Below are 21,904 nucleotides of genomic sequence, written 5' to 3' on the forward strand. Positions count from 1 at the left end.
TCTGAATGACCCGACAACAGCAGCGTGTCTATCTCCTGGCTCTGTGCCAGGCCCTGTTTCTCACCTGTGCGGTGGCCTCGGTGTCGGTCGCCGCGATTGTGGGCTCGGAACTGGCGCCCACCCCCTGGATGACCACACTGCCCTATGGCCTGCAGTTCGCGGTTGTGATCCTGTGCGCCTACCCGGTCTCAAGGCTCATGGGAGCTCTGGGGCGGCGGCCCGTTTTCCTGATGGGCGCCTGTTTCGCCATGGCAGCGGGTGTGACCGGCTATCTGGCCATCCGCGGTGGCTCCTTCACCGGGCTTATCCTCAGCCATGTGCTGCTGGGCATCTTCATTACCCACGCCAACTACTACCGGTTCGCCGCCACCGATGGGGTTGAAGCGGAGCTGAGAGGGCGGGCGGTGGCGCTGGTCACAGCGGGCGGCGTCCTGGCCGGGATCCTGGCGCCACTGCTGACGCTGGAAGCCGGGGCCCTGTTCGAGGGCCAGTCCTTCGCCCACAGTTACCTGATCTTCTCACTGGCTGGTGCGATCACCTTCCTGGTCATGCTCGCGGTGCCGGGGCTCAATGCCGGTGGGCCAGCGCCGGAGGCGGGGAAGGCGTCGCAGGTGCCCGCCGTTCCACCCGCCATGGCCGGCTTTGGAGCCTTTCTGGCCATGTACTGCGCGGGTGCCGGCTACATGGTCATGAACCTGCTCATGGTCCAGTCCACGCTGGCCCTCAACAGCGGGCCGGGCAGCCACACGCTGGTGGGCGTCGCCATCCAGCTCCATGTGGTTGCCATGTTCCTGCCCTCGTTCTTCACCGGGCGGTTGCTGGAGAGACTGGGGCATGGCCGTGTTCTGGCGCTCGGTTTTCTGCTGCTGGCGCTTTCCGCCCTTACGGGGATGCCGGGCAGGGCGCCGGTATTCGTGGTTCCGTCGCTCATTCTCCTTGGGGTCGCCTGGAACTTTCTCTACGTGGGTGGCAGCGCTTTCCTGACGCTGTGCCACTCACCGGAGCGGGCGCACCGTATTCAGGGCATCAACGATACGATCGTCTCCGGCCTGGCCGCGGTGGGCGCACTGACAGCGGGTGCGCTCTATCACCTGCTGGGCTGGTCCGGGAGTCTGGTGCTGTCACTGCCGGTTGCCGGTGTGGGCCTGGCGATGCTGGTCTACTGGCAGCGAGCAGCCGCCGCTTCCGGGGTACGGACAGGGGAGGCCCCCGAATCATGAGACGACAGTCCGACGACACCGCATCCATAAGCTTTACCGGCCTCTATACCGGAGAGGTCTGGCGCCGCAACGACCTGGCGCCACACTGGCTTGGTTCCGGGGCGGGGCCCTGGCTGTACCGCGGGCTGGTACCCGTGGAATGGCTGAGTCGCACCCTTGGCGGCAGCAACCTGCGCACCATCCTGCTGCAGCGCCACCGCATCATGGACCACCTCCTGGCGCACTGGATCCGGGAGGAGGGCGTTACCCAGGTGCTGGAGATTGCCAGCGGCCTGTCCCCGCGTGGCCACCGCTTCCGGCAGTGTTTCCCGGAGCTGACCTATGTGGAGACCGACATGCCGGGGATGGCCGAGCGCAAGCGCCGGGCCCTGGAACAGGAGGGGGCCTTGAGCGAGGGGCATCAGGTGTTGCCGCTCAATGTCTTTCACCGGGAGGGGCCGGAATCCATGGAAGCTGTGGTGGCGCAGTGTTTCCGGCCAAGTGAGCCCATTGTAGTGATCACCGAGGGGCTGACCAGTTACTTCACGCTTGAGGATATGGTCCCGTTCTGGGAACGCATAGCCGCTCTCGGTGCGCGCCATCCAGGCAGTCGCTATCTCATGGAGACCTATCTCGTGCCACGCAGTGGCGCGTTCAGTCGTGCCATCCGTATGGGGGCGAACGCGCTGGGGCGGCTCAGTGACAGTGACGTGACCTTCCATTTCGCGGATGCCGGCGAGGTGGAGCAGGTATTCCGGGGGGTTGGTTTTGCCGGCGTGCGGGTCCATGACCCGGCGGAGTACCGGGAGCACCTGGACCTGCCATCCAATCGTGGCGATGCGGTGGTGCGTGTGGTGGCGGCAGGTACCGGCTGAACCATGAAAAAGGGGCGCCCCGTGGGGCGCCCCTGTGTTGCCTGCTTTGTTACCCGTTGTCCGGATCAGTTGGTGTGTTCGAACTCGGGGTAGGCTTCCATGCCGCACTCGGCAATGTCGAGGCCTTCGTACTCCTGCTCCTCGGTGACCCGGATGCCCATCACGGCCTTGAGGATGCCCCAGACAACCAGGCTGGCCACGAAGACCCACACAAAGATGGTCAGGGCACCGATGATCTGGCCGCTGAAGCTCGCGCCGCCGTTGGTGATCGGCACCAGCAGCAGGCCCAGAAGACCCACCGTACCGTGCACGGAGATGGCACCTACCGGATCGTCGATGCGCAGCTTGTCCAGTGCCACGATCGAGAAGACCACCAGGATACCGCCAAGGGCGCCGAACAGTGTGGCAGCCAGCGGTGTCGGCGTGGAGGGCTCGGCGGTAATGGCAACCAGCCCGGCCAGCGCCCCGTTGAGGAGCATGGTCAGGTCGGCCTTGCCGAACATCAGCCGGGAGACGATCAGGGCAGCCACGGCACCACCGGCAGCGGCGGTATTGGTGTTGAGGAACACAATGGCTATGGAGTTGGCGGACTCAACGCTGGCTGCTGCCAGAACGGAACCGCCGTTGAAGCCGAACCAGCCCATCCAGAGGATGAAGGTGCCCAGCGTGGCCAGCGGCAGGTTGGCGCCCGGAATTGCACGCACCTCGCCGTTGGGACCGTATTTGCCCTTACGCGGGCCCAGCAGCAGGACACCCGCCAGCGCCGCGGACGCCCCGGCCATGTGCACGATGCCGGACCCGGCGAAGTCACTGAAGCCCAGATCCGCCAGGTTGTACATGCCGAATACGGCAGCACCGCCCCAGGTCCAGGCGCCTTCCATCGGGTAGATGAAACCGGTCAGGACAACGGTGAAGGCGAAGAACGCCCAGAGCTTCATCCGTTCAGCCACAGCCCCGGAGACGATGGACATGGCGGTTGCCACGAACACGACCTGGAAGAAGAAATCCGAGGCCGGCGCGTAGGTCGAAACCGCTTCATAGGTGAAGCCCTCGGAGACACCGGGGTCCATGATGCCGGACAGGAAGGTGCCGCCGCTGTACATGATGGCGTAACCGCAGACCATGTACATGATGCAGGCGATGGAATAGAGACCAACGTTCTTGGTCAGGATCTCGGTGGTGTTCTTGGCCCGGACCAGTCCGGACTCAAGCATGGTGAAGCCTGCCGCCATCCACATGACGAAGGCACCACAGATCAGGAAGTAGAAGGTATCGAGCGCAAACTGCAGTTCGTTAACTGTGTTTTCCATTGGAATAAGCCCTCCGCACAAGGCTTTTCAACTTCGGGAATGGTGTTCTGGCATCTGGAGTAGCCGGGCGTCAGACGGCTTCCTCGCCGGTCTCGCCGGTCCGGATCCGGATCGCCTGCTCCATCTCACTGACGAAGATCTTGCCGTCACCGATCTTGCCGGTATTGGCGGCCTTCGAAATGGACTCGATGACCTGGTCCAGCAGCTTTTCGCTGATGGCGATCTCGACTTTCACCTTGGGCAGGAAATCAACGACGTATTCCGCGCCGCGATAGAGTTCGGTGTGGCCTTTCTGCCGGCCGAAGCCTTTGACTTCCGTGACGGTGACACCCTGGACACCGATTTCGGACAGGGCTTCGCGCACGTCATCAAGCTTGAACGGCTTAATAATCGCTGTCACAAGTTTCATGGGTTTCTCCTTTCGTTGCCGGCCCAGCCGAACTGGGTATGGCGGCCTTAATCGGGGTGCGTACCAGGCCCGCAGCAGGTTGTGCGGACTCTGCTCAGGCCTTTGCACGCCCTGTGCCAACGCAGAAACGAACTGTAAAACAGGAAGTTACCTGATGCCGCCGGGGTGCGGCCCGGCTGCATTGCCCCATTGTAGCGCATTCGCCCCCGACGTGACCCAACATTGGGCGTCAGGTGGCCTGTGGGAGCGCCCTGGTCGCTGTGCTAGCATACCGCCATCAATGAACCGAGGAGTTTAGCCATGCCCCGTAGCCCCCAGGATCTTTTCAGCGAACTGCGTGGTCAGCTGGACCAGTTCATGCCGGACATGGCCCGGGTGGCCCGGGATGACGTGGAGCAGCACGTGCGCATGGCGGTGACCTCGGTGATCGATCGACTGGACCTGGTGACCCGGGAAGAGTTCGATGCCCAGTCCGCCGTCCTTACCCGCACGCGAGAGAAGGTCGAGGCGCTTGAGAAGCGCGTTGCGGCACTGGAAGAGCAGCTGGGCCGCGACCAGCAGTAACCGCACAACACCACCAACAACAGGGATGTTGCCATGAGTTTTGCCGTGATCCACACACGGGCAAGGGTGGGCGTGGATGCCCCCGCCGTTACCGTTGAGACCCACCTTTCCGGCGGGCTGCCGTCACTGTCCATTGTGGGCATGCCCGAGGCAGGCGTGCGCGAAAGCAAGGACCGGGTGCGCAGTGCCCTGCTTAACAGCGGTTTCGATTTCCCCGCCCGCCGCATCACCATCAACCTGGCACCCGCCGACCTGCCCAAGGAAGGCAGCCGCTTCGATCTGCCCATCGCCCTGGGCATACTGGCCGCGTCCGGGCAGGTTGAGCCGGAGGCTGTGGCCGGTATGGAATTCCTGGGGGAGCTCGCGCTGGACGGCAGCCTGCGTCCATTGGAGGGCATACTGCCCGCCGTGATGGGCGCACGCGGTATGGAGCGCACCATAATGGTGCCTGCCGGCAATGCCGACGAAGCGGCCCTTGCCAGCCGGGAGGATACCTTCGCCGCGGACCATCTGCTGAGCGTCTGTGCCCACCTCAAAGGCGAGCAGCGGCTGACGGCCATTGCGCCCCGCGAGGCGGACGATCTGGGGCAGGGCGCCGTGCCGGATCTGGCGGACGTTCAGGGACAGCATATTCCCAAGCGAGCCCTGGAGATCGCCGCTGCCGGGGGCCACAACCTGCTGTTCCATGGCCCGCCCGGGACCGGCAAGAGCATGCTGGCGAGCCGGCTGCCCGGGCTGCTGCCACCGCTGGCGCGGGAGGTGGCACTGGAGGTCGCCTCCGTGCACTCAGTGGCGGGCTCGTTCAGCCAGGCGCGGGGATGGCGCACGCCGCCCTACCGGGCACCCCACCATACCGCCTCGGCCGTGGCCCTGGTCGGAGGTGGCAGCAGCCCGCGCCCCGGAGAGATTTCGCTGGCGCACCGGGGGGTGCTCTTTCTGGATGAGCTGCCGGAGTTCGACCGCAAGGTGCTGGAAGTGCTGCGCGAGCCCATGGAATCCGGTGAGATTGTCATCTCAAGGGCGAATACCCGGGTGACCTTCCCGGCCCGGTTCCAGGTGGTGGCTGCCATGAACCCGTGCCCCTGTGGCTATGAAGGGCACCCGGATATCGCCTGCCGCTGTTCGGCGCAGCAGGTACTGCGCTACCAGAGCCGCCTCTCAGGGCCCCTGATGGACCGCTTTGATATGCACGTGGGCGTGCCTGTTCAGGACGGGCGCACACTGCTTCGCCCGGAGAAGGGCGAGACCAGCAGTGCCGAGGTGCGTGATCGGGTCAGCCGGTTGCGCACCTTCCAGCACCAGCGTGGTGCACTGAACGCGGAGCTGGCGGGCGATGCCCTGCACCAGGCCTGTGCTCTGGACGGCGACGGTGAAACCCTGCTGGAGCAGGCCATGGGGCGGCTGGGGCTGTCCGCCCGGGCGCTGCATCGGGTGCTGAGGGTGAGCCGCACCATTGCGGACCTGGCCGGTGCGGAACGGGTGGAAAAGGCGCATCTGGTGGAGGCCCTGGGTTACCGATTGCAGTCCGGCGCCGAATCCGGATAATCCGTGGCCCAAACCCCAGAGCCGGAGGCCCCATGACTGATTCCAGCGACGACCTGGCCCGCAGCAAGGAGCGGTCCGTGCGCAGTTTCGTGCTGCGCGCCGGGCGCATGACCCGTGGTCAGCAGAACGCCTGGGATCGGCTCTGGCCGCGCTATGGGCTCAGCCTGGCGGATGGCGTGATTGACCGTGAGCAGCTGTTCGGTCGTCATGCCCCCCTGAACCTGGAAATTGGTTTCGGCATGGGGCAATCGCTGGCCGAAATGGCCGAGGCGGCGCCGGAACAGGATTTCATCGGCGTGGAGGTGCACAAGCCGGGCTGCGGTGCACTGCTGATGGAGATGGAAACGCGCGGTCTGGACAACATCCGCCTCTACCGGGCGGATGCCCTGGACGTGCTCAGCGAGGCGATTCCGGAAGCCAGCCTGGACCGGGCACTGATCCTGTTCCCGGACCCCTGGCCCAAGAAGAAGCACCACAAGCGCCGCCTGATCCAGCCGGCGTTCGTGGCGACGCTGCACCGATACATCCGCCCCGGTGGCCTGCTGCACATCGCCACGGACTGGGAGCCCTACGCCGAGCACATTCTGGAGGTCATGAACGAGGCCCCGGGCTACCGGAACCTGTCAGACGATGGCACCACGGTGCCGCGCCCGGCGGACCGGCCACTGACCAAGTTCGAGAAGCGGGGCGAGGCCCGTGGCCACGGCGTGGCCGATATGCTGTTCGAGCGTCAGTGACGCCAGTCTTCAGGCTGCACCGGCTGGCGCCGGGCGGCCCGGACCACCAGAAGGCAGGCGCCGCCCACCAGCAGCCCGGTGAACTTGACCAGGGTGGCGACGGTGGCCATGGGTGGCCAGAGTTCGGTTTCCGGCTGGTGGATCGCGGTGATCAGGAAGGCGTTCTCCGCCGCATCGCCCAGGGCACCGACCACCAGCAGAACCTTTGCGAGGCGTCCGGCCTTGCGTTCCCGGATCCCCGGACGGTCGTACAGGAAGTGGTTGGCCAGGGCCACCAGGAAAACCGCGTAGAGCCCGATGAACACGAAATCCACCCAGAGGGTGAGCTCCGGCAGGGGCGTGTGGTTACGCTGCCACTGGCGGTGCAGCCGCTCGGCGCGTTCCGGCTCATCCGCCAGCTCATAGCTCATGACATGCTGGGGAATCTCGGGGCTCGCCAGGTACTGGTTGGTGAGCATCACCGCCACCAGTGCCGCACCGGTGAGCAGGGCCAGCCAGCGCAGCCTGTGGGACCAGGGTCGGGGTTCCACGCCGAAGAGTTTCATGGCACGAAGGCCTCCAGCACATCGTTCAGGAAGCGCTGGCCCTGGTCGGTCACGGCCAGGCGCTGTTCATCCGCCACCAGCAACCCGCGCCTGCGGAGCTGTTCGAGCTGATCATGGATGCGCTCCAAGGGTAGGCCGGTTCGCGCCGGGAAGGAAGAGGTCGGCACACCGGCGCTCAGCCGCAGGGTATTCAGCAGGAACTCCAGCGGGCGATCCTCGTGTTCCAGCTCCTGGCGGCCGGCGGTGCGGCTGCCGATGCGGTTGAGGTAGTCCTCGGGCCGGCGGGTCTTCCAGTAGCGCGTGATCCGGTCGGCTCCCGGGTGGGTCAGCTTGCCGTGGCCGCCGGCGCCGATGGCCAGATAGTCCCCGAAGCGCCAGTAGTTCAGGTTGTGCCGGCATTCCTCGCCAGGGCGCGACCAGGCCGAGACCTCATAGCGCTGCAGCCCGTGTTCCTGCAGGCAGGCTTCGCCGGCCTCCTGGATGGTGGCCAGGGTGTCCTCGTCCGGCAGCGTGGGCGGCTGCGAGTGGAATACCGTGTTGGGCTCAATGGTGAGCTGGTACCAGGAGATATGGCCCGTGTTGAAGGCCAGGGCGGTCCGCAGGTCCGTCACTGCCTGTTCCGGTGTCTGTTGCGGGAGGCCGTGCATCAGGTCGATGTTGATGCGTTCGAAACCCGCGGCCTGGGCCGCCGTCACCGCGCGCGAGGCGTCATCGCCGTCATGGATGCGGCCGAGGCGCTCCAGGTGCGCGGGGTCAAAGCTCTGGACCCCCAGTGACAGCCGGTTGATGCCCGCCCGGCGGAAGCCGGTGAAACGGGCTTCCTCCACGGTGCCGGGGTTGGCCTCCAGCGTGACTTCGTCGAGCCGGGACAGATCCAGGCGGCGTGCCAGCGCCTCGAAAAGCCGTTCGTAGAACCCTGGCGACATGAGCGAGGGCGTGCCGCCGCCAATGAAAATGGCTTCAATGGGGCGGGGTTCCGGTGTCGTCAGGTCCGCATCCAGATCCGCCAGCAGGGCGTCCAGGTAGTCGTCCTCCGGGATCGTCTGCGGCGCCGTATGGGAGTTGAAGTCGCAGTACGGGCACTTGCGCACGCACCAGGGCGTATGCACGTAGAGCGTCAGCGGCGGGGCGGTGAAAGCTTCAGGCGACGCTGTCACCAAGGCGCTCCCTGAGCTCGGCCATGGCACGGCCGCGGTGACTGACCTGGGCCTTGCGCTGCGCTGGCAGTTCGGCGGCAGTGCAGCCTTCTTCCGGCACTAGGAACAGTGGGTCATAGCCGAAGCCACCACCCCCGGCCGTTTCTCGGGCGATCCGGCCAGGCCACTGGCCGTGGCAGATCATGGGAATGGGGTCCTCGGCGGAACGCATCAGCACCAGTACGCAGTGGAAGCGGGCGGTGCGTTCGGCATCCGGCACGTTGGCCAGGGCATCCAGCAGTTTGCGGTTGTTGGCGTCATCGTCCGCCGGCTCGCCCGCATAGCGGGCGGAATAGACACCGGGGGCGCCGCCCAGGGCATCCACCGCCAGCCCGGAATCATCCGCGAGTGCCGGCAGGCCACTGATGCGCGCGGCATGGCGGGCCTTGATCAGCGCGTTCTCCACGAAGGTGGTGGCGGTCTCCTCGGGCGAGTCCACGCCCAGGTCCTTCTGCGCGCTGACCTCTATGCCCCAGGGCTGGAGCAGCCGGTTGAACTCGGCGATCTTGCCGGCGTTGTTGCTGGCCAGCACCCAGTGGCGATCACTCGTCATCATAGAGCTCCCGGGAGAAACGCACCGGCAGGGTTTTGGCATCCCCGTAGGGGGCCGGTTCAAGCTCAAAAATCAGGAGCTCACCCTGGCGGTACTGGAACTGGGCGAGGTAATAGACGGCGTCACCCTCCTGCACGCGCCGGAAGGACAGCTCCTTGGTCTGGCGGGCCTCATTGGTGAAGGTGCCCTTGACCTGAGCCGTGATGGGCTTGGGGGCATCGTCCCCGGAGGTCTTATGGACCGCGACATTGAGAAGGCCAACGGAACGGCTGCGGGTCAGGTCATATTCCCGGGCGACCTTCTTTTCCAGGAAGGTCGACGGGATGACGGAGTAGTGAACCCGGTAGTTGTCGAACTCGGTGATGCCCTGGTTCTCGTCGGGTAGCGCATGGGCGAGCGGGCTGGCAAGCAGCAGGGCAAGGGCCAGGAGACGTTTTGCCATGGGATGACCTCCGTCAGCGGGTGACGCGATAGACCGCGATCTGCCCCAGGAAGTTGGGCCAGAGCCGGTTGTACCAGCGGGAACGGTGAGCGTTGTCCACCACCGTCCGATCCTTGATACGGATCCGGTGCTCCTGGCACAGCGCCTCAAAATCGCGCACCGTGCACAGGTGAATATTGGGCGTATTGTACCATGTGTGCGGCAGGGTGCTGGACATGGGCATGCGCCCGTTCCACAGCTGGTGCAGCCGCAGGCGCCAGTAGCCGAAGTTGGGGAAGGTCACGATGCCTTCACGACCGAGGCGCAGCATTTCCGTCAGGGCGCGGTCGGGGCGGCGCACGGCCTGAAGGGCCTGGGTCATGATCACGGTGTCGAAGGTCTGGTCCCGGAAGCTGTGCAGCCGGTCCTCATCCAGGTCCTGTTCGATCACGTTCACGCCCTTGCGCACGCACTCCTCGATGTAGTCCGGGTTGATCTCCAGCCCGTAACCGACAACGCTCTTCTCGCGCTGGAGGTAGTCCATCAGGGTGCCGTCACCACAGCCCAGGTCGAGCACGCGGGAGCCGGGGGCCACCCAGGGTTCGATCAGCTTGAGATCAGCCCGCATCGCCGTGCTCCTTTGCCACCCGGTTCATGTAGGCCCGGAACAGGCTCTCGTAGCGCTCGTTGGGCACCAGGAAGGCATCGTGGCCCCAGTCGGAGTCGATCTCCGCGTAGCTGACGTCGCGCCGGGCATCGACCATGGCGTTGACCAGCTTCTGGGAGTGCTCCGGGGCAAAGCGCCAGTCGGAGCTGAACGACAGCACCAGGAAGCGGCAGCGGGCCTCGGCCATGGCGCGGGTCAGGTCGTTGCCGAATTCCCGCGCCGGGTCGAAATAGTCCAGGGCGCGCGTCATCAGCAGATAGGTATTGGCATCAAAGGACTCGGAGAAGCGTACCCCCTGGTACTGCAGGTAGCTCTCCACCTGGAATTCGACATCGAAGCCGAAGTGATAGGCGTGGTCGCGCAGCTCCCGGCCGAACTTCTCCCCCATGGAGACGTCGGATAGATAGGTGATATGCCCGACCATGCGCGCGAGCATCAGTCCGCGCTGGGGGATGGCGTTGTTTTCCAGGTAGCGCCCTTCGTGGAATTCCGGATCCGAGGTGATGGCGCGCCTGGCCACCTCGTTGAAGGCGATGTTCTGGGCGGTCAGCCTGGGGGTGGCGGCGATCACCACGGCATGGCGGATACGCTCCGGGTAGTGGATGGCCCAGTCGAGTGCCTGCATGCCACCGAGTGACCCACCGATCACCGCGGCCCACTGGTCAATGCCGAGGCGGTCGGCCAGCCGGGCCTGGCTCTTGACCCAGTCCCGGACCGTGATCACCGGGAAATCGGGCCCGTAGGGCCGGCCTGTATCGGGGTTCTCGGACGCCGGGCCGGTGCTGCCGTGGCAGCCACCGAGGTTGTTCGGGCACACCACGAAGAATTTGTTGGTATCGATGGGCTTGCCGGGGCCGATGCAGGCATCCCACCAGCCGGGCTTGCGGTCTTCACGGGAATGATAGCCGGCGGCGTGATGATGGCCGCTCAGGGCGTGACAGATGAGCACCGCGTTGCTGGCATCCGCGTTCAGGGTGCCATAGGTCTCAAACACCAGATTGAATTCCGGCAGGGTATGGCCGGACTCCAGCCGGATGGGCTCCGGGAAGTGCAGGCTCTGTGGTTCGACAATGCCCACCGAGTCGGCGGCCTGGGATTCAGCAGCCATGAATGCGAAAAGGATCCTTCGGTGATGGACGGTTCCGGTCAGGCCGGGCAGTGTATCGAGGGGGCAGCCCTAAGGCAACTGTGCGCCGGGAGGCGGCGCGATACGTTCCTCCAGTTTTCGCGCCACACGCAACTGCTGATCCAGGGTCCCGCGCTGCTGTCGCAGCTTGTCCGCTTCGGCCTTCAGTTCCTTCTCATCGTCCACAATATGGCGCAGACGCTGGAACTGGCTCTCAAGGCGCTGTTTCTGCTGCTGGGTGTGCTGCAGAAGGGGCATCAGGGCCTCGCCCGGCCAGCGGTCAATGTCCTGCATGGTGCGGTGGATGATCTGGCGGGCCTCGCTGACAATGGTGGTCAGGAACTGCTGGATCAGCCGGCTCTGCTGCATCAGCAGCGAGCGTGGGTCCCGGCGGAAGCGATCCGCGCGGCTGCGCAGGTCGCGCAGGGCAATCAGGTGCCGGCCCAGGCGCAGCGGCACCGGCTCCAGCGTGCGGTCATCGTCGCCGCTCGTATGGCGGCGGTAGATGGATCCCACCATCTTCTCCGCCCGACGGCCTTCCGCCATCAGGTTGTTGAAGTCGTTCTCCAGCACCTCGAAAAGGGCATTCATGGCACTGGCCAGCCCCGGGGTGGTCCAGCTGCCTTCCAGGCGCTGGCGGGTGCGTTCAGCGTGCTGCTCAAAACGCTCGGGGTTGAGAATGCGCCGCAGCATATCGCCCTGGGAGGCCATGAGGCGCCGGCTGGATTTCAGGGTGATCAGCCGGCGGTTGAAGAAGTCATAGTCGTGCCGGGTCTTCTCCGCCAGCTCAGCGATTTCCTGGCGGTCGGTGCCCTGGGCCTCCAGGAGCTCGAGTTCTGCAGCCAGTGATGCCTGCTGGTTCTCCAGCTCCGCCTGGTTGGAGCGGATCATGGAGCGCAGATCAGAGACCAGTTCGCCGCTGATCAGCTGTTCCCGGCGCCCGAGGATGCGTTCACTGACCAGCTCCTCCAGTTGCGCCACGCCGCTTTTGCGGCGCAGCCCGTCGTCATCGCGGATGCGAGCCAGCAGACCCTGTTTGGCGGAGACAGGCAGCACGTCCTCCATGCCGAGGCCAAGCTGGCGGGCCGTGGTCTCGCGCACACGCTCAATGGCATTGCCGGTATGGTCACTGCCGGAAGGGTCATCCCACAGCACATCGATCTTGTTGAGAATCGCGAAGCGCCCGGCACGGTGGTCCGCATCCCGGGTGTCGATATGCTCACGCCAGATGGTCATATCGCTGGCCGTGACGCCGGCATCCGCCGCCAGCAGGAAGACCACCGCCTGGGTCGAGGGCAGCATGGAGACGGTCAGCTCCGGTTCCGAACCCAGCGCATTGAGGCCCGGGGTGTCCAAGATTCGCAGGCCGCGCTCAAGGATCGGATGCTGGAGGCTGATCAGGGCATGGCGCCAGGCGGGAATGAGCACCTGCGTGGGGTCGTCCGGAGAGGCGTCAAGCATGGCATCGTTGAAGCCCAGATCCGCCGCCTCGGCGCGCGGGACAGTGCGCGTCTCGGCAACCCGGGCGAGTGTGGCCGCCATGGTCTCCGTGTCGGCCGGGTCAAGTGCCACGGTCTCCCAGGCACCCGATTCATGACGCAGCTGCTGCAGGGACATGGCGCCGTTGCGGGTCTCGATGGGCAGCAGCATCAGGTAACTGGTGCGGGCGTGCCGGTCGTAGAACAGCTCCGTGGGGCACATGGTGGTACGCCCGGCCTCAGAGGGCAGCAGCCGCTGACCGTGACCGGCGAAGAAAAGGGCATTGATCAGCTCGGTCTTGCCCCGGGAATATTCGCCCACAAAGGCGATGGTCAGTTCGTCCTCCACCAGGAGGCGGATGCTGCGCTGGAGGTGGCGTTCAATATCCCCCTCAAGCAGCTCGTTGAACTGGAGCCAGCGCCGGTAACGTGTGATGTTCCGGACCAGTTCCTTTTTCCAGCTGTGGTAGGCCTCAACCTGATCCGTGAGGGTAACTGCATCTGCCATCGTGGGCCCCTGAGCTTCCGTAATCCGTTTGACGGGATTTTGCGGAAGTATAGAACGTCCCTGGAAGAGGGGCATGTAATGCCCCTGTGCCTTTATGTTTCGGTTTGAATACGCGGAGTCGTCAGAACGGCATGCCGGCGGCCTGCTGGAGATTGCTCATGACCACCTGGACCATGTTCAGCACCAGGAAGACCAGGATCGGCGACAGATCAAGTCCGCCCATGGGGGGCAGCAGGTTGCGGAACGGCGCCATGATGGGCTCGGTGATCTGGTGGATGATCTGGATGCCGGGGTGGGGATTGCCGGGCGCCAGCCAGCTGATCACGATCATGCCGATGATGGCGAAGAAGTAGATGGTCAGCACCAGGCTGATCACCTTGAGCAGCCCCCAGACCAGCAGTGCCAGCGGCGGGAAGGCGTAGCCGGCGAGGCTGAGGATGATCAGGTACATGAGGGCCTGGAAAAGGATGGCAACAATCAGCGAGGCGCCGTCAAAGCGCTTGACCGGCGGGACCACCTTGCGCACGGGATCGGTGACCGGATTGGTGGCCTTGGCGATGAACTGGCTGATGGGGTTGAAGAAGTCCACCTGACAGAGCTGGAACAGGAACCGGAGGATCAGCAGTGTCAGGTAGAAGGTGGTGAGCATCTGGAGGGATGAAACCAGGATTTCGGTGCCCATTGTGTTGTTTACTCCAGTTGGGTGCTTTGGGTCGTTGTCTCATTCAGACGAGGAGAGGCCGGGAGTGCTGTATGGGAAACGCTGTGAATACATCCCTGTACGCTGCTCTTCCGCCATCCATGGCTCCAGAGCTTCCCATACAGCACTCCCGGCCTCTCCTCTGTGTTGTTGCCAGCTGGTTGGATTATAAAGCTTTTTTCAACTGCTCCGACAGCTCCGCCGAACGCGTCTTAGCCGCATTGAACGCCTTTTTCACGATGTCCCGCAGGCCACCTTTCTCGAGAGCATCAACCGCCTGCTCCGTGGTGCCGCCGGGGGACATGACGTTGCGGCGCAGCTGATCGGGGGCTTCGTCGCCCCGTGAGCACATCTCCGCGGCGCCCGCCATGGTCTGGATGGCAAGCTGACGGGCGGTGTCCGGGTGTACGCCGGCGTCGATCGCCGCCGCTTCCATGGACTCCACCAACAGATAGCAATAGGCGGGGCCGCTGCCGGAGAGGGCGGTGACGGCGTGCATCTCTTCTTCCTGCTCGAGCCAGACGGCGAGGCCGATACTGCTGAAGATATCAGTCACGGTGTCACGCTGTTCCCGGGAGACGCCGTCCGTGGCATAGAGCGCGGTCGCGCCCTTGCCGACCAGTGACGGCGTGTTGGGCATACAGCGGACCATTGGCACATCACCACCAAGCCAGTTACCGATGGTTTCCGAGTCCAGGCCGGCGGCGATGGAGACAGCCAGGGGGCGGGTATTCTGGACCACGCTGGCAATGTCCTGGCAGGCCTCCGCCATGATCTGGGGCTTGACCGCCAGGATCAGGATGTCCGCCTGGCTGGCGCAGTGGCGGTTGTCCGTGGTGGTATAGATACCGAAGTCGTCGCGCAGGCTCTGAAGGTGCTTGTCCTCCGGCGCGCTGGCCCAGATCCGCGAAGGATCATAGCCGTTGGCGACCAGACCCCCCAGGATGGCGCGGGCCATGTTGCCGGCGCCGATGAACGAAATGGCGGGTTGCTGCGGATCCTGTTGCATCACTGAGCCTCGTAGTCGCGGGGTCCGAAAAGGGCAGTGCCCAGGCGCACGATGGTCGCGCCCTCGGCGATGGCGGCTTCCAGGTCGCCGGACATGCCCATGGACAGAGTGTCCAGAGCCCCATTATCCACGCCGCGCCTTACCTCAGCCAGCAAACCGGCCAGTTCACGGAAACGCTCACGCTGCACCGCCGCCGGATTGGCCGGGTCCGGAATCGCCATCAGCCCCCGCAACCGGCACCCTTCAAGCCCACTCAGCTCCTGCGCCAGCCCCGGCACCTCCTCCGGACGCACGCCGGATTTGGTCGGTTCATCATCGATATTGACCTGAATACAAAGGTTCAGCGGCGCCATGCCCTCAGGCCGCTGCTCACTCAGCCGCCGCGCCACCTTGGCGCGATCAATGCTGTGAACCCAACTGAAATGCTCCGCCACCGGGCGCGTCTTGTTCGACTGCAACGGCCCAATAAAATGCCACTCCAGCCCCGGCAGATCCGAAAGCGCCTCAATCTTATCCAGCGCCTCCTGGATGTAGTTCTCGCCAAACGCCTTCTGACCCGCGTTCGCCGCCTCCCGCAGCAGCTCCGCAGGCTTGGTCTTGGACACGGCCAGCAACTGGACCCCCGACGGATCCCGCCCGGCCTCCTCGGCTGCGGAACGGATGCGCGTGGCTGCCTTTTCGAGGTTCTCTGCTATGCTGATCATTGGCTCTGCCCGGGGGAATGTGACGGCTCATAAAGTAACGTCTGCCCCTGTAAAAACCAAGCACGACGAATACTTGGTTGTTTTGGGCGTTTTCGTGACGTCCGTAGGCGGTGAGGTTGGCAGGCCTTTCCGGGAAGCTCTGGAGCCATGGATGGCGGAAGAGCAGCGTACAGGGAAGTATTCACAGCGTTTCCCGGAAAGGCCTGCCAACCTCATCGCTGCAACAAAACCCGAAGTCTTTCTGCGATGTTCTGTCTGAGGGCACCATGGATATAACCGAACTGCTTGCGTTCTCCGCCAAACAGGGCGCATCCGACCTCCACCTCTCCGCCGGCCTCCCCCCCATGATCCGGGTCGACGGCGATGTCCGGAGAATCAACCTCCCGCCCATGGAGCACAAGGAAGTGCACCGGCTCATCTACGACATCATGAACGACAAGCAGCGCAAGGACTACGAAGAGTTCCTCGAGACCGACTTCTCCTTCGAAGTCCCCGGCGTCGCCCGCTTCCGTGTCAACGTCTTCAACCAGAACCGCGGCGCCGGCGCCGTCTTCCGGACCATCCCATCCAAAGTCCTGACCATGGAAGACCTCGGCATGGGCCAGGTGTTCAAGGACATCTCCTCCAACCCGCGCGGCCTGGTGCTGGTCACCGGCCCCACCGGTTCGGGTAAGTCCACCACGCTGGCCGCGATGATCGACTACATCAACGAAACCCGGTACGACCACATCCTCACCATCGAGGACCCGATCGAGTTCGTGCACGACTCCAAGAAGTGCCTGATGAACCAGCGGGAAGTACACCGCGACACACTCGGTTTCAATGAATCCCTGCGTTCCGCGCTGCGTGAGGACCCCGACATCATCCTGGTCGGCGAGCTGCGGGACCTCGAGACCATCCGTCTGGCCCTGACCGCGGCTGAGACCGGCCACCTGGTATTCGGCACCCTGCACACCACCTCCGCGGCCAAAACCATCGACCGCGTAGTGGACGTATTCCCGGCTGAGGAAAAGGCCATGGTACGCTCGATGCTGTCGGAATCCCTGCAGGCGGTGGTCTCCCAGGCACTGCTGAAGAAAAACGGTGGCGGCCGGGTTGCCGCGCACGAGATCATGATCGGCAACTCGGCGATCCGGAACCTGATCCGCGAGGACAAGGTGGCGCAGATGTACTCCGCCATCCAGACGGGCGGCCAGCTGGGCATGCAGACCCTGGACCAGCACCTGCAGAACCTGCTTCAGAAGGGCACCATCACCCGCGAAGAGGCCCAGGCCAAGGCCAAGATGCCGGACAATTTCTGATAACGGGCGGGGAATAAGGTCATGGAACTCGAAAAACTGCTCAAGGTTGTGGTCGACAAGAACGGCTCGGACCTGTTCATTACCACGGGTGTGCCACCGAGCGTGAAGATCAACGGGCGCATCGTGCCGATCACCAAGGACCCCCTGACGCCGGAGAAAACCCGGGAGCTGGTGTACGGCTCAATGACGGACAAGCAGGCGCGGGAGTTCGACGAGAACAACGAATGCAACTACGCGCTCAGTGCCCGGGGTATCGGGCGCTTCCGTGTCAGCGCCTTCTTCCAGCGCAACCTGTGCGGCATGGTGCTGCGCCGGATCGAGACCGAGATTCCCCAGCTGGATGATCTGGGCCTGCCCGACATCATCAGTGAGCTGGCCATGACCAAGCGGGGCCTGATCATCTTCGTGGGGGCCACCGGTACGGGTAAGTCCACCTCGCTGGCGGCAATGCTCGGCTACCGCAACCAGAACAGCCGCGGGCACATTGTGTCAGTGGAAGACCCCATCGAGTTCATCCACCAGCACCGGGGCTGCATCGTGACCCAGCGCGAGGTGGGGGTGGATACGGACTCGTTTGAGACCGCGCTCAAGAACACCCTGCGCCAGGCGCCGGATGTGATCCTGATCGGTGAGGTGCGTACCGCCAAGACCATGGAATACGCCGTCACCTTCGCCGAGACCGGGCACCTGTGCCTGGCCACGCTGCACGCCAACAACGCCAACCAGGCGCTGGACCGGATCATCAACTTCTTCAACCCGGAAGTGCACAACCAGATCTGGATGGACCTGTCGCTCAACCTCAAGGCCATCGTGGCCCAGCAGCTCATCCCCACGCCCGACGGCAACGGCCGGGTCGCGGCGATCGAGGTGCTGATCAATACGCCGCTGGCCCAGGACATGATCCGCAAGGGCGAGGTGGACAAGCTCAAGGACCTGATGACCAAATCCGGCGAGGCGGGCATGCAGACCTTCGATCAGGCGCTGTACCACCACTACGCCGACGGCCGGATCACCTACAAGGATGCCCTGGCCCACGCGGACTCGGCCAACGATCTGCGCCTGATGATCAAGCTCGGTGCCGATGCGGCCACGGCGGATGAGCTTTCCAGCTCGGTGGACAAGCTCTCCATCCAGGACGATGGGTAACGCCCTGCTGGCGGAGGTGCTGACCGGGTTTGCCGTCGGGGGCATGCTGGCCATGGCCGGTGTGCTCATGCAGGTGCTGCTGCGCACGCCCCTGGCGGAGCCCTATGTACTCGGGGTTTCCGGCGGGGCCGCCAGTGCCGGTCTGGCCTGCATGCTGCTCGGGCTGGGCGGCTGGTGGATCTCCGGTTCCGCGCTGGTGACCAGTCTCTTTTCCCTGGCGGTGGTGTTCCTGGTCGGCGGCGGTGATGCCCGTGTGCCCCGGGAACGGCTGCTGCTGACCGGGGTCGTGATGGCCGCCGGGTGGAGCACCGTCATCAGCTTCCTGCTGGCAATGGAGTCCAGCGCTTCCGTGCACGAGATGCTCTACTGGCTGATGGGCGACCTGACCCGTTCCATTTCCCCCTGGTGGGGCCTGATCGCCCTGGCGCTGGCACTGGTGGCCGGCTGGGTCATGGCCCCGGCCTTGGATCTGCTGGTTCGGGGGGACGAGCAGGCCGCTGTGCTGGGCGTGGAAGTGCACCGGGTGCGCCTGGTGTGCTACGTGCTGGCGGCGGTGCTGACGGCCCTGGCGGTGACCCTGGCCGGGCCCATCGGGTTCGTCGGCCTGGTGGTACCGCACCTGGTCCGGCTCCGTCTGGGCGCACGCCACCGCATACTGCTGCCGTTCTCGGTTCTGGTGGGTGGCATCTATCTCACCGGCCTCAATGCAATCGCTGGTCTGCCGCTGATCCCGGGGTCGATTCCGGTCGGCATTCTCTCGGCCATCGTGGGCATTCCGGTGTTTCTCTACATGCTGCAGCGAACAAGGATCGGTGGCTGATGGCATCACTGCAGCTGGATGGGCTTGTTTTCGGGCATCGCGGCCAGGGGCTCACCAGGCCGGTGACGGTGGAGGCCCGATCCGGGGAATTCTGGGCCGTCCTGGGTGAGAACGGCTCTGGTAAGAGCACGCTCATGGCAACCCTGGCGGGCCTTCGGCCGCCCCTCGCGGGGCAGGTGGCGGTGGACGGCGTGAATCTCCGGCGTATGCCGCGCAAGGTTCTGGCGCGCCGGCTCGGCCTGCTTCTCCAGCACCAGGACGTGGCGTTCCCCTATTCGGTGCGCGAGACGGTCAGCGCCGGGCGCTATGCCCACCGCCCGCCATGGCGGCCCCTGAGCCGGGAGGATCACGACGCGGTTGAGCGCGCCCTGGCGGAAACCGGTCTCCTGGAATTTGCCGAGTTGCGGGCCGACCAGGTCTCCGGCGGCGAGCAGCGCCGTGTGGCCATCGCCACCCTTCTTGCGCAGGAGCCCGGCGCCCTGCTTCTGGATGAGCCCGTCAACCACCTGGACGTGCGCCACGAAGTGGCCCTGATGGACCGCTTCCGTGGCTATGCGGATGACGGGCGGCTGATCATGGTCTCGCTGCACGATGTGAATCTCGCCAGCCAGTACGCGGACCGCCTGCTGATGCTGTACGCTGACGGCACCTGGGAGGCCGGTGATACGGCGGAATTACTGACCGAGGACCGGCTGGAACACCTCTACGGGGTCCCCCTGAAGGAAGTCGGCTCGGACGAGACGCCCTTCTGGGTGCCACTGGGCCACCGCAAACGGAGCCGACGATGAGCAACCGGACACTGATCCTGGGCGGTATCCGCTCAGGCAAGAGCGCCCTGGCCGAAGCCGAGGCGGCTGCCAGCGGCCTTCCTGTGGTGTACGTGGCCACGGCCACTGCTGATGACGGCGAAATGGTCGACCGGATCGCCCGTCACCAGCAGCGGCGCCCGGAGGACTGGGGGCTGGATGAGGAGCCGGTGGCGCTGGGCGGCGTCCTGGCAAGACACCGGGAAGAAGCACCCTGCCTGCTGATTGACTGCATGAGTCTCTGGCTGGGCAACCTTCTGGGAGAAGAGGAGGGCGCGCTGGAACGCGAGCGCGAGGCCTTTCTGGTCCAGCTGGAACGCTACCCCGGGCCGCTGGTGATCGTCAGCAACGAAGTGGGGCTGGGTGTGATCGGTATGGACGCACTGACCCGCCGCTTCTGCGATGAAATGGGCTGGCTCAACCAGGCGCTGGCCCAGCGCTGCGATCAGGTGGTGCTGTCGGTGGCCGGGCTGCCCCAGGTCCTCAAGGGTTCCCGGGCTGGTGGGCAATCAGGCAGCTGAGCCACTCGCTGGTTTCCGCGATCCGGTCCATCCGGATCCGGCTGCGGCAGGCAAAGGGCACGGACACGGCGCCCATGGCGTTCTCCAGCGGCGTGGCCATGACCATCCCCAGGATCATGCGGATCACCCCGCCATGGCAGACCAGCAGTGTGCGCTGGTTTTCCAGCTGTTCCCGCCAGTGCAGCATGGCGCCCTCAACCCGCCGGTAGAAAACGGCGATGTTCTCGCCGCCCGGCGGAGGGCAGTGGACCGGGTCCCGCCAGAACGCCCTGAGCGCTTCCGGGGTTTCCCGGGCGATCGCCTCCGGCGTGTGACCGTCCCAGTCACCAAAGCTCATCTCGCGCAGGTCCGGCTCCTCCAGCAGGGGCAGGCCCCGGGCCTCGGCCACCGAGGCGGCAAAATCGGCACAGCGTTTCAGGGGTGAGGTCAGAACCGCATCCCACTGATCCGATTCAAAAACCTGGGCCTGCATCTGCTGCCAGCCCTGGTCACTCAGCGGGTCATCGATCAGGCCGCGGTACTTGCGGCCCCCTTCCGGCTCGCCATGGCGGATCAGGTCGAAAAAGGTGCCCGTTTGCTCGGCGCTGTCAGCCATCGCTTACTCCCGCTTCCGTGAAGGTTGCCATCTCATTGTGGAGCGCACAGGCAGAGCGTAGCACTGGAACGGCCACGGCGGCACCGCTGCCTTCGCCCAGGCGCATGTCCAGGTCCAGAACCGGTGTGGCCCCCATGGCGCCAAGCAGGTAACGGTGGCCGGGCTCGCGGGACTGGTGGGAGAAATGCAGCCAGGCCATGAGGTTCGGGCTCAGATGCGTTGCGGCCAGGGCGGCCGCGGTGACGATGAATCCGTCCACCAGCACCGGGATGCCGCGGTGGGCGGCACCGATCATGGCGCCGGCAAGCGCGGCGATCTCAAAGCCGCCGAGCGAGGCGAGGGCATTGAAGGGGTCCGTGTCGCTGCCATGGCGCTGCAGGGCCGCCCGGATGCGGCGGGCCTTGCGGGCCACGCCAACCTCATCCAGCCCGGTGCCAGGCCCAACGAGCTCCTCCACACGGGCCCCGAGCAGCAGGCTGGCCAGGGCGGAGGCACTGGTGGTATTGCCGATGCCCATGTCACCGCCGATGAACAGTTCCGCCCCAGCTTCCGAGGCGCGCGCCGCCGAGCGGTCGCCGGCTTCCAGGGCCTGTTCCAGCTGCTCCGCCGTCATGGCGGGTTCCTTCATGAGATTGCCGGTGCCCGCCGCAATCCATTCGTCCGTCACGCCCCGATCATCCGGCAGCGGGTGGGCCACGCCCAGATTGACCACTTCCAGTGAAGCCCCCAGCTGGCGGGCCAGAACGCTGATGGCCGCGCCGCCGGCCGCAAAGTTGGCTACCATCTGGGCCGTCACCTCCTGGGGAAAGGCCGAGACCCCGTCGGCCGCAATGCCGTGATCCGCGGCGAAAACCGCCACGTGCACCCGGTCCACGGCCGGGCAGTCGCGGTGCTGCTGGGCACAGAGGTGGCAGGCCAGTGCTTCCAGCTGCCCGAGTGAGCCCGGTGGCTTGGTCAGCTGCTGCTGGCGGGCCAGGGCCCGGTCATAGTGGGCGCGGGACGGTTGCGGAAGGGGCAGCTGCCAGAAGGGGTCGGTCATCATTCAGTATCGCATTGCTGAAATGGGTGCACCTTACTCCGAAGACCGAGGGAGTGCCAGGGTGGCGCCTTTACCGGGCACTGTCCGGGCTATAGAATCCCCGTTCGATCCATCCGATTGCCCGGGACAC

General features: G+C 65.1%; 25 protein-coding genes. 11 read left to right on the forward strand and 14 right to left on the reverse strand.

From position 1 onward, the window contains the following. The first annotated feature begins 5 nt into the window (after positions 1-5). Both CK501_RS03980 and CK501_RS03985 read left to right on the forward strand, forming a co-directional pair. On the forward strand, positions 6-1,220 hold the full coding sequence (locus CK501_RS03980) for an MFS transporter (protein ID WP_095616408.1): 1,215 nt from the start codon (positions 6-8) through the stop codon (positions 1,218-1,220). Then, on the forward strand, positions 1,217-2,074 hold the full coding sequence (locus tag CK501_RS03985; RefSeq protein WP_095616409.1) for a class I SAM-dependent methyltransferase: 858 nt from the start codon (positions 1,217-1,219) through the stop codon (positions 2,072-2,074). The genes CK501_RS03980 and CK501_RS03985 overlap by 4 nt, the downstream gene beginning before the upstream one ends. Positions 2,075-2,139: 65 nt before the next feature. Here the strand turns inward: CK501_RS03985 and CK501_RS03990 are convergent, their stop codons facing one another. Continuing rightward, positions 2,140-3,384, reverse strand: a complete 1,245-nt coding sequence (locus CK501_RS03990; RefSeq protein WP_095616410.1) for an ammonium transporter — start codon at positions 3,382-3,384, stop codon at positions 2,140-2,142. A gap of 70 nt (positions 3,385-3,454) precedes the next feature. After that, positions 3,455-3,793: a P-II family nitrogen regulator gene (gene glnK / locus CK501_RS03995; protein ID WP_095616411.1), complete on the reverse strand. Its 339-nt coding sequence runs from the start codon at positions 3,791-3,793 to the stop codon at positions 3,455-3,457. Between the two features lie 300 nt (positions 3,794-4,093). Between glnK and CK501_RS04000 the strand changes: the two genes are divergently transcribed. From CK501_RS04000 to trmB, 3 genes are read left to right on the forward strand one after another with little or no spacing between them, the layout of a single operon-like run. After that, a complete protein-coding gene (locus CK501_RS04000) occupies positions 4,094-4,357 on the forward strand; it encodes an accessory factor UbiK family protein (protein WP_095616412.1) in 264 nt (87 codons plus the stop codon). A gap of 33 nt (positions 4,358-4,390) precedes the next feature. Beyond that, complete coding sequence (locus tag CK501_RS04005) at positions 4,391-5,902, forward strand: YifB family Mg chelatase-like AAA ATPase (protein WP_095616413.1); 1,512 nt, start codon at positions 4,391-4,393, stop codon at positions 5,900-5,902. Between the two features lie 32 nt (positions 5,903-5,934). After that, a complete protein-coding gene (gene trmB, locus CK501_RS04010) occupies positions 5,935-6,639 on the forward strand; it encodes a tRNA (guanosine(46)-N7)-methyltransferase TrmB (RefSeq protein WP_095616414.1) in 705 nt (234 codons plus the stop codon). Here the strand turns inward: trmB and CK501_RS04015 are convergent. From CK501_RS04015 to CK501_RS04060, 10 genes are all read right to left on the reverse strand, one after another. Next, positions 6,633-7,184 carry a hypothetical protein gene (locus CK501_RS04015; protein WP_095616415.1) on the reverse strand — a complete coding sequence of 184 codons (552 nt, stop codon included), beginning with the start codon at positions 7,182-7,184 and terminating at the stop codon, positions 6,633-6,635. The genes trmB and CK501_RS04015 overlap by 7 nt on opposite strands. Continuing rightward, on the reverse strand, positions 7,181-8,341 hold the full coding sequence (gene hemW, locus CK501_RS04020) for a radical SAM family heme chaperone HemW (protein WP_233128835.1): 1,161 nt from the start codon (positions 8,339-8,341) through the stop codon (positions 7,181-7,183). The genes CK501_RS04015 and hemW overlap by 4 nt, the downstream gene beginning before the upstream one ends. Then, positions 8,325-8,933, reverse strand: a complete 609-nt coding sequence (rdgB, locus tag CK501_RS04025; RefSeq protein ID WP_095616417.1) for an RdgB/HAM1 family non-canonical purine NTP pyrophosphatase — start codon at positions 8,931-8,933, stop codon at positions 8,325-8,327. Before rdgB ends, hemW begins: the two co-directional genes overlap by 17 nt. Continuing rightward, positions 8,923-9,375, reverse strand: a complete 453-nt coding sequence (locus tag CK501_RS04030) for a DUF4426 domain-containing protein (protein ID WP_095616418.1) — start codon at positions 9,373-9,375, stop codon at positions 8,923-8,925. The genes rdgB and CK501_RS04030 overlap by 11 nt, the downstream gene beginning before the upstream one ends. Positions 9,376-9,388: 13 nt before the next feature. Then, positions 9,389-9,982, reverse strand: a complete 594-nt coding sequence (gene metW, locus CK501_RS04035) for a methionine biosynthesis protein MetW (protein ID WP_095616419.1) — start codon at positions 9,980-9,982, stop codon at positions 9,389-9,391. Continuing rightward, positions 9,972-11,129: a homoserine O-succinyltransferase MetX gene (gene metX / locus CK501_RS04040; RefSeq protein ID WP_095616420.1), complete on the reverse strand. Its 1,158-nt coding sequence runs from the start codon at positions 11,127-11,129 to the stop codon at positions 9,972-9,974. The genes metW and metX overlap by 11 nt, the downstream gene beginning before the upstream one ends. Before the next feature lie 69 nt (positions 11,130-11,198). Beyond that, complete coding sequence (locus CK501_RS04045; RefSeq protein ID WP_095616421.1) at positions 11,199-13,133, reverse strand: dynamin family protein; 1,935 nt, start codon at positions 13,131-13,133, stop codon at positions 11,199-11,201. A 121-nt stretch (positions 13,134-13,254) separates the two neighbouring features. Then, a complete protein-coding gene (locus CK501_RS04050) occupies positions 13,255-13,815 on the reverse strand; it encodes a YggT family protein (protein WP_095616422.1) in 561 nt (186 codons plus the stop codon). 184 nt (positions 13,816-13,999) lie between these two features. Beyond that, entirely contained in the window at positions 14,000-14,842 is an 843-nt protein-coding gene (gene proC / locus CK501_RS04055) for a pyrroline-5-carboxylate reductase (protein WP_095616423.1), read from the reverse strand. Continuing rightward, positions 14,842-15,546: a YggS family pyridoxal phosphate-dependent enzyme gene (locus CK501_RS04060; RefSeq protein ID WP_095616424.1), complete on the reverse strand. Its 705-nt coding sequence runs from the start codon at positions 15,544-15,546 to the stop codon at positions 14,842-14,844. The genes proC and CK501_RS04060 overlap by 1 nt, the downstream gene beginning before the upstream one ends. Between CK501_RS04060 and CK501_RS16670 the strand changes: the two genes are divergently transcribed. The 6 genes from CK501_RS16670 to cobU are packed head-to-tail and all read left to right on the forward strand — an operon-like array spanning position 15,536 to position 20,140. Then, positions 15,536-15,805: a hypothetical protein gene (locus CK501_RS16670; RefSeq protein ID WP_143421378.1), complete on the forward strand. Its 270-nt coding sequence runs from the start codon at positions 15,536-15,538 to the stop codon at positions 15,803-15,805. The genes CK501_RS04060 and CK501_RS16670 overlap by 11 nt on opposite strands. A gap of 7 nt (positions 15,806-15,812) precedes the next feature. Further along, positions 15,813-16,847: a type IV pilus twitching motility protein PilT gene (locus tag CK501_RS04065; protein ID WP_095616425.1), complete on the forward strand. Its 1,035-nt coding sequence runs from the start codon at positions 15,813-15,815 to the stop codon at positions 16,845-16,847. A 21-nt stretch (positions 16,848-16,868) separates the two neighbouring features. Beyond that, positions 16,869-17,993 (forward strand): PilT/PilU family type 4a pilus ATPase, encoded by a 1,125-nt coding sequence (locus tag CK501_RS04070; RefSeq protein WP_095616426.1) that lies wholly within the window; start codon positions 16,869-16,871, stop codon positions 17,991-17,993. Next, on the forward strand, positions 17,986-18,813 hold the full coding sequence (locus tag CK501_RS04075) for a FecCD family ABC transporter permease (protein WP_158223035.1): 828 nt from the start codon (positions 17,986-17,988) through the stop codon (positions 18,811-18,813). Before CK501_RS04070 ends, CK501_RS04075 begins: the two co-directional genes overlap by 8 nt. Next, positions 18,813-19,601, forward strand: coding sequence for an ABC transporter ATP-binding protein (locus CK501_RS04080; RefSeq protein ID WP_095616427.1), 789 nt, complete (start codon positions 18,813-18,815; stop codon positions 19,599-19,601). The genes CK501_RS04075 and CK501_RS04080 overlap by 1 nt, the downstream gene beginning before the upstream one ends. Beyond that, positions 19,598-20,140 carry a bifunctional adenosylcobinamide kinase/adenosylcobinamide-phosphate guanylyltransferase gene (gene cobU, locus CK501_RS04085; protein WP_095616428.1) on the forward strand — a complete coding sequence of 181 codons (543 nt, stop codon included), beginning with the start codon at positions 19,598-19,600 and terminating at the stop codon, positions 20,138-20,140. The genes CK501_RS04080 and cobU overlap by 4 nt, the downstream gene beginning before the upstream one ends. Here cobU and CK501_RS04090 read toward each other — a convergent pair. After that, positions 20,103-20,735, reverse strand: a complete 633-nt coding sequence (locus CK501_RS04090) for a histidine phosphatase family protein (protein WP_095616429.1) — start codon at positions 20,733-20,735, stop codon at positions 20,103-20,105. The genes cobU and CK501_RS04090 overlap by 38 nt on opposite strands. After that, positions 20,728-21,777, reverse strand: a complete 1,050-nt coding sequence (gene cobT, locus CK501_RS04095) for a nicotinate-nucleotide--dimethylbenzimidazole phosphoribosyltransferase (protein ID WP_332888969.1) — start codon at positions 21,775-21,777, stop codon at positions 20,728-20,730. Before cobT ends, CK501_RS04090 begins: the two co-directional genes overlap by 8 nt. Between the last annotated feature and the right edge of the window lie 127 nt (positions 21,778-21,904).

The sequence above is a fragment of the Halovibrio salipaludis genome (assembly GCF_002286965.1).
Taxonomy (GTDB): domain Bacteria; phylum Pseudomonadota; class Gammaproteobacteria; order Pseudomonadales; family Oleiphilaceae; genus Halospina; species Halospina salipaludis.

Excerpts from the sequence above, each read along its gene's own strand:
- CK501_RS03980 (WP_095616408.1), top strand. The coding sequence starts at position 6 with ATGACCCGACAACAGCAGCGTGTCTATCTCCTGGCTCTGTGCCAGGCC.
- CK501_RS03985 (WP_095616409.1), top strand. The coding sequence starts at position 1,217 with ATGAGACGACAGTCCGACGACACCGCATCCATAAGCTTTACCGGCCTC.
- CK501_RS03990 (WP_095616410.1), bottom strand. The coding sequence starts at position 3,384 with ATGGAAAACACAGTTAACGAACTGCAGTTTGCGCTCGATACCTTCTAC.
- glnK (WP_095616411.1), bottom strand. The coding sequence starts at position 3,793 with ATGAAACTTGTGACAGCGATTATTAAGCCGTTCAAGCTTGATGACGTG.
- CK501_RS04000 (WP_095616412.1), top strand. The coding sequence starts at position 4,094 with ATGCCCCGTAGCCCCCAGGATCTTTTCAGCGAACTGCGTGGTCAGCTG.
- CK501_RS04005 (WP_095616413.1), top strand. The coding sequence starts at position 4,391 with ATGAGTTTTGCCGTGATCCACACACGGGCAAGGGTGGGCGTGGATGCC.
- trmB (WP_095616414.1), top strand. The coding sequence starts at position 5,935 with ATGACTGATTCCAGCGACGACCTGGCCCGCAGCAAGGAGCGGTCCGTG.
- CK501_RS04015 (WP_095616415.1), bottom strand. The coding sequence starts at position 7,184 with ATGAAACTCTTCGGCGTGGAACCCCGACCCTGGTCCCACAGGCTGCGC.
- rdgB (WP_095616417.1), bottom strand. The coding sequence starts at position 8,933 with ATGACGAGTGATCGCCACTGGGTGCTGGCCAGCAACAACGCCGGCAAG.
- CK501_RS04030 (WP_095616418.1), bottom strand. The coding sequence starts at position 9,375 with ATGGCAAAACGTCTCCTGGCCCTTGCCCTGCTGCTTGCCAGCCCGCTC.
- metW (WP_095616419.1), bottom strand. The coding sequence starts at position 9,982 with ATGCGGGCTGATCTCAAGCTGATCGAACCCTGGGTGGCCCCCGGCTCC.
- metX (WP_095616420.1), bottom strand. The coding sequence starts at position 11,129 with ATGGCTGCTGAATCCCAGGCCGCCGACTCGGTGGGCATTGTCGAACCA.
- CK501_RS04045 (WP_095616421.1), bottom strand. The coding sequence starts at position 13,133 with ATGGCAGATGCAGTTACCCTCACGGATCAGGTTGAGGCCTACCACAGC.
- CK501_RS04050 (WP_095616422.1), bottom strand. The coding sequence starts at position 13,815 with ATGGGCACCGAAATCCTGGTTTCATCCCTCCAGATGCTCACCACCTTC.
- proC (WP_095616423.1), bottom strand. The coding sequence starts at position 14,842 with ATGCAACAGGATCCGCAGCAACCCGCCATTTCGTTCATCGGCGCCGGC.
- CK501_RS16670 (WP_143421378.1), top strand. The coding sequence starts at position 15,536 with ATGCTGATCATTGGCTCTGCCCGGGGGAATGTGACGGCTCATAAAGTA.
- CK501_RS04060 (WP_095616424.1), bottom strand. The coding sequence starts at position 15,546 with ATGATCAGCATAGCAGAGAACCTCGAAAAGGCAGCCACGCGCATCCGT.
- CK501_RS04065 (WP_095616425.1), top strand. The coding sequence starts at position 15,813 with ATGGATATAACCGAACTGCTTGCGTTCTCCGCCAAACAGGGCGCATCC.
- CK501_RS04070 (WP_095616426.1), top strand. The coding sequence starts at position 16,869 with ATGGAACTCGAAAAACTGCTCAAGGTTGTGGTCGACAAGAACGGCTCG.
- CK501_RS04075 (WP_158223035.1), top strand. The coding sequence starts at position 17,986 with ATGGGTAACGCCCTGCTGGCGGAGGTGCTGACCGGGTTTGCCGTCGGG.
- CK501_RS04080 (WP_095616427.1), top strand. The coding sequence starts at position 18,813 with ATGGCATCACTGCAGCTGGATGGGCTTGTTTTCGGGCATCGCGGCCAG.
- cobU (WP_095616428.1), top strand. The coding sequence starts at position 19,598 with ATGAGCAACCGGACACTGATCCTGGGCGGTATCCGCTCAGGCAAGAGC.
- CK501_RS04090 (WP_095616429.1), bottom strand. The coding sequence starts at position 20,735 with ATGGCTGACAGCGCCGAGCAAACGGGCACCTTTTTCGACCTGATCCGC.
- cobT (WP_332888969.1), bottom strand. The coding sequence starts at position 21,777 with ATGATGACCGACCCCTTCTGGCAGCTGCCCCTTCCGCAACCGTCCCGC.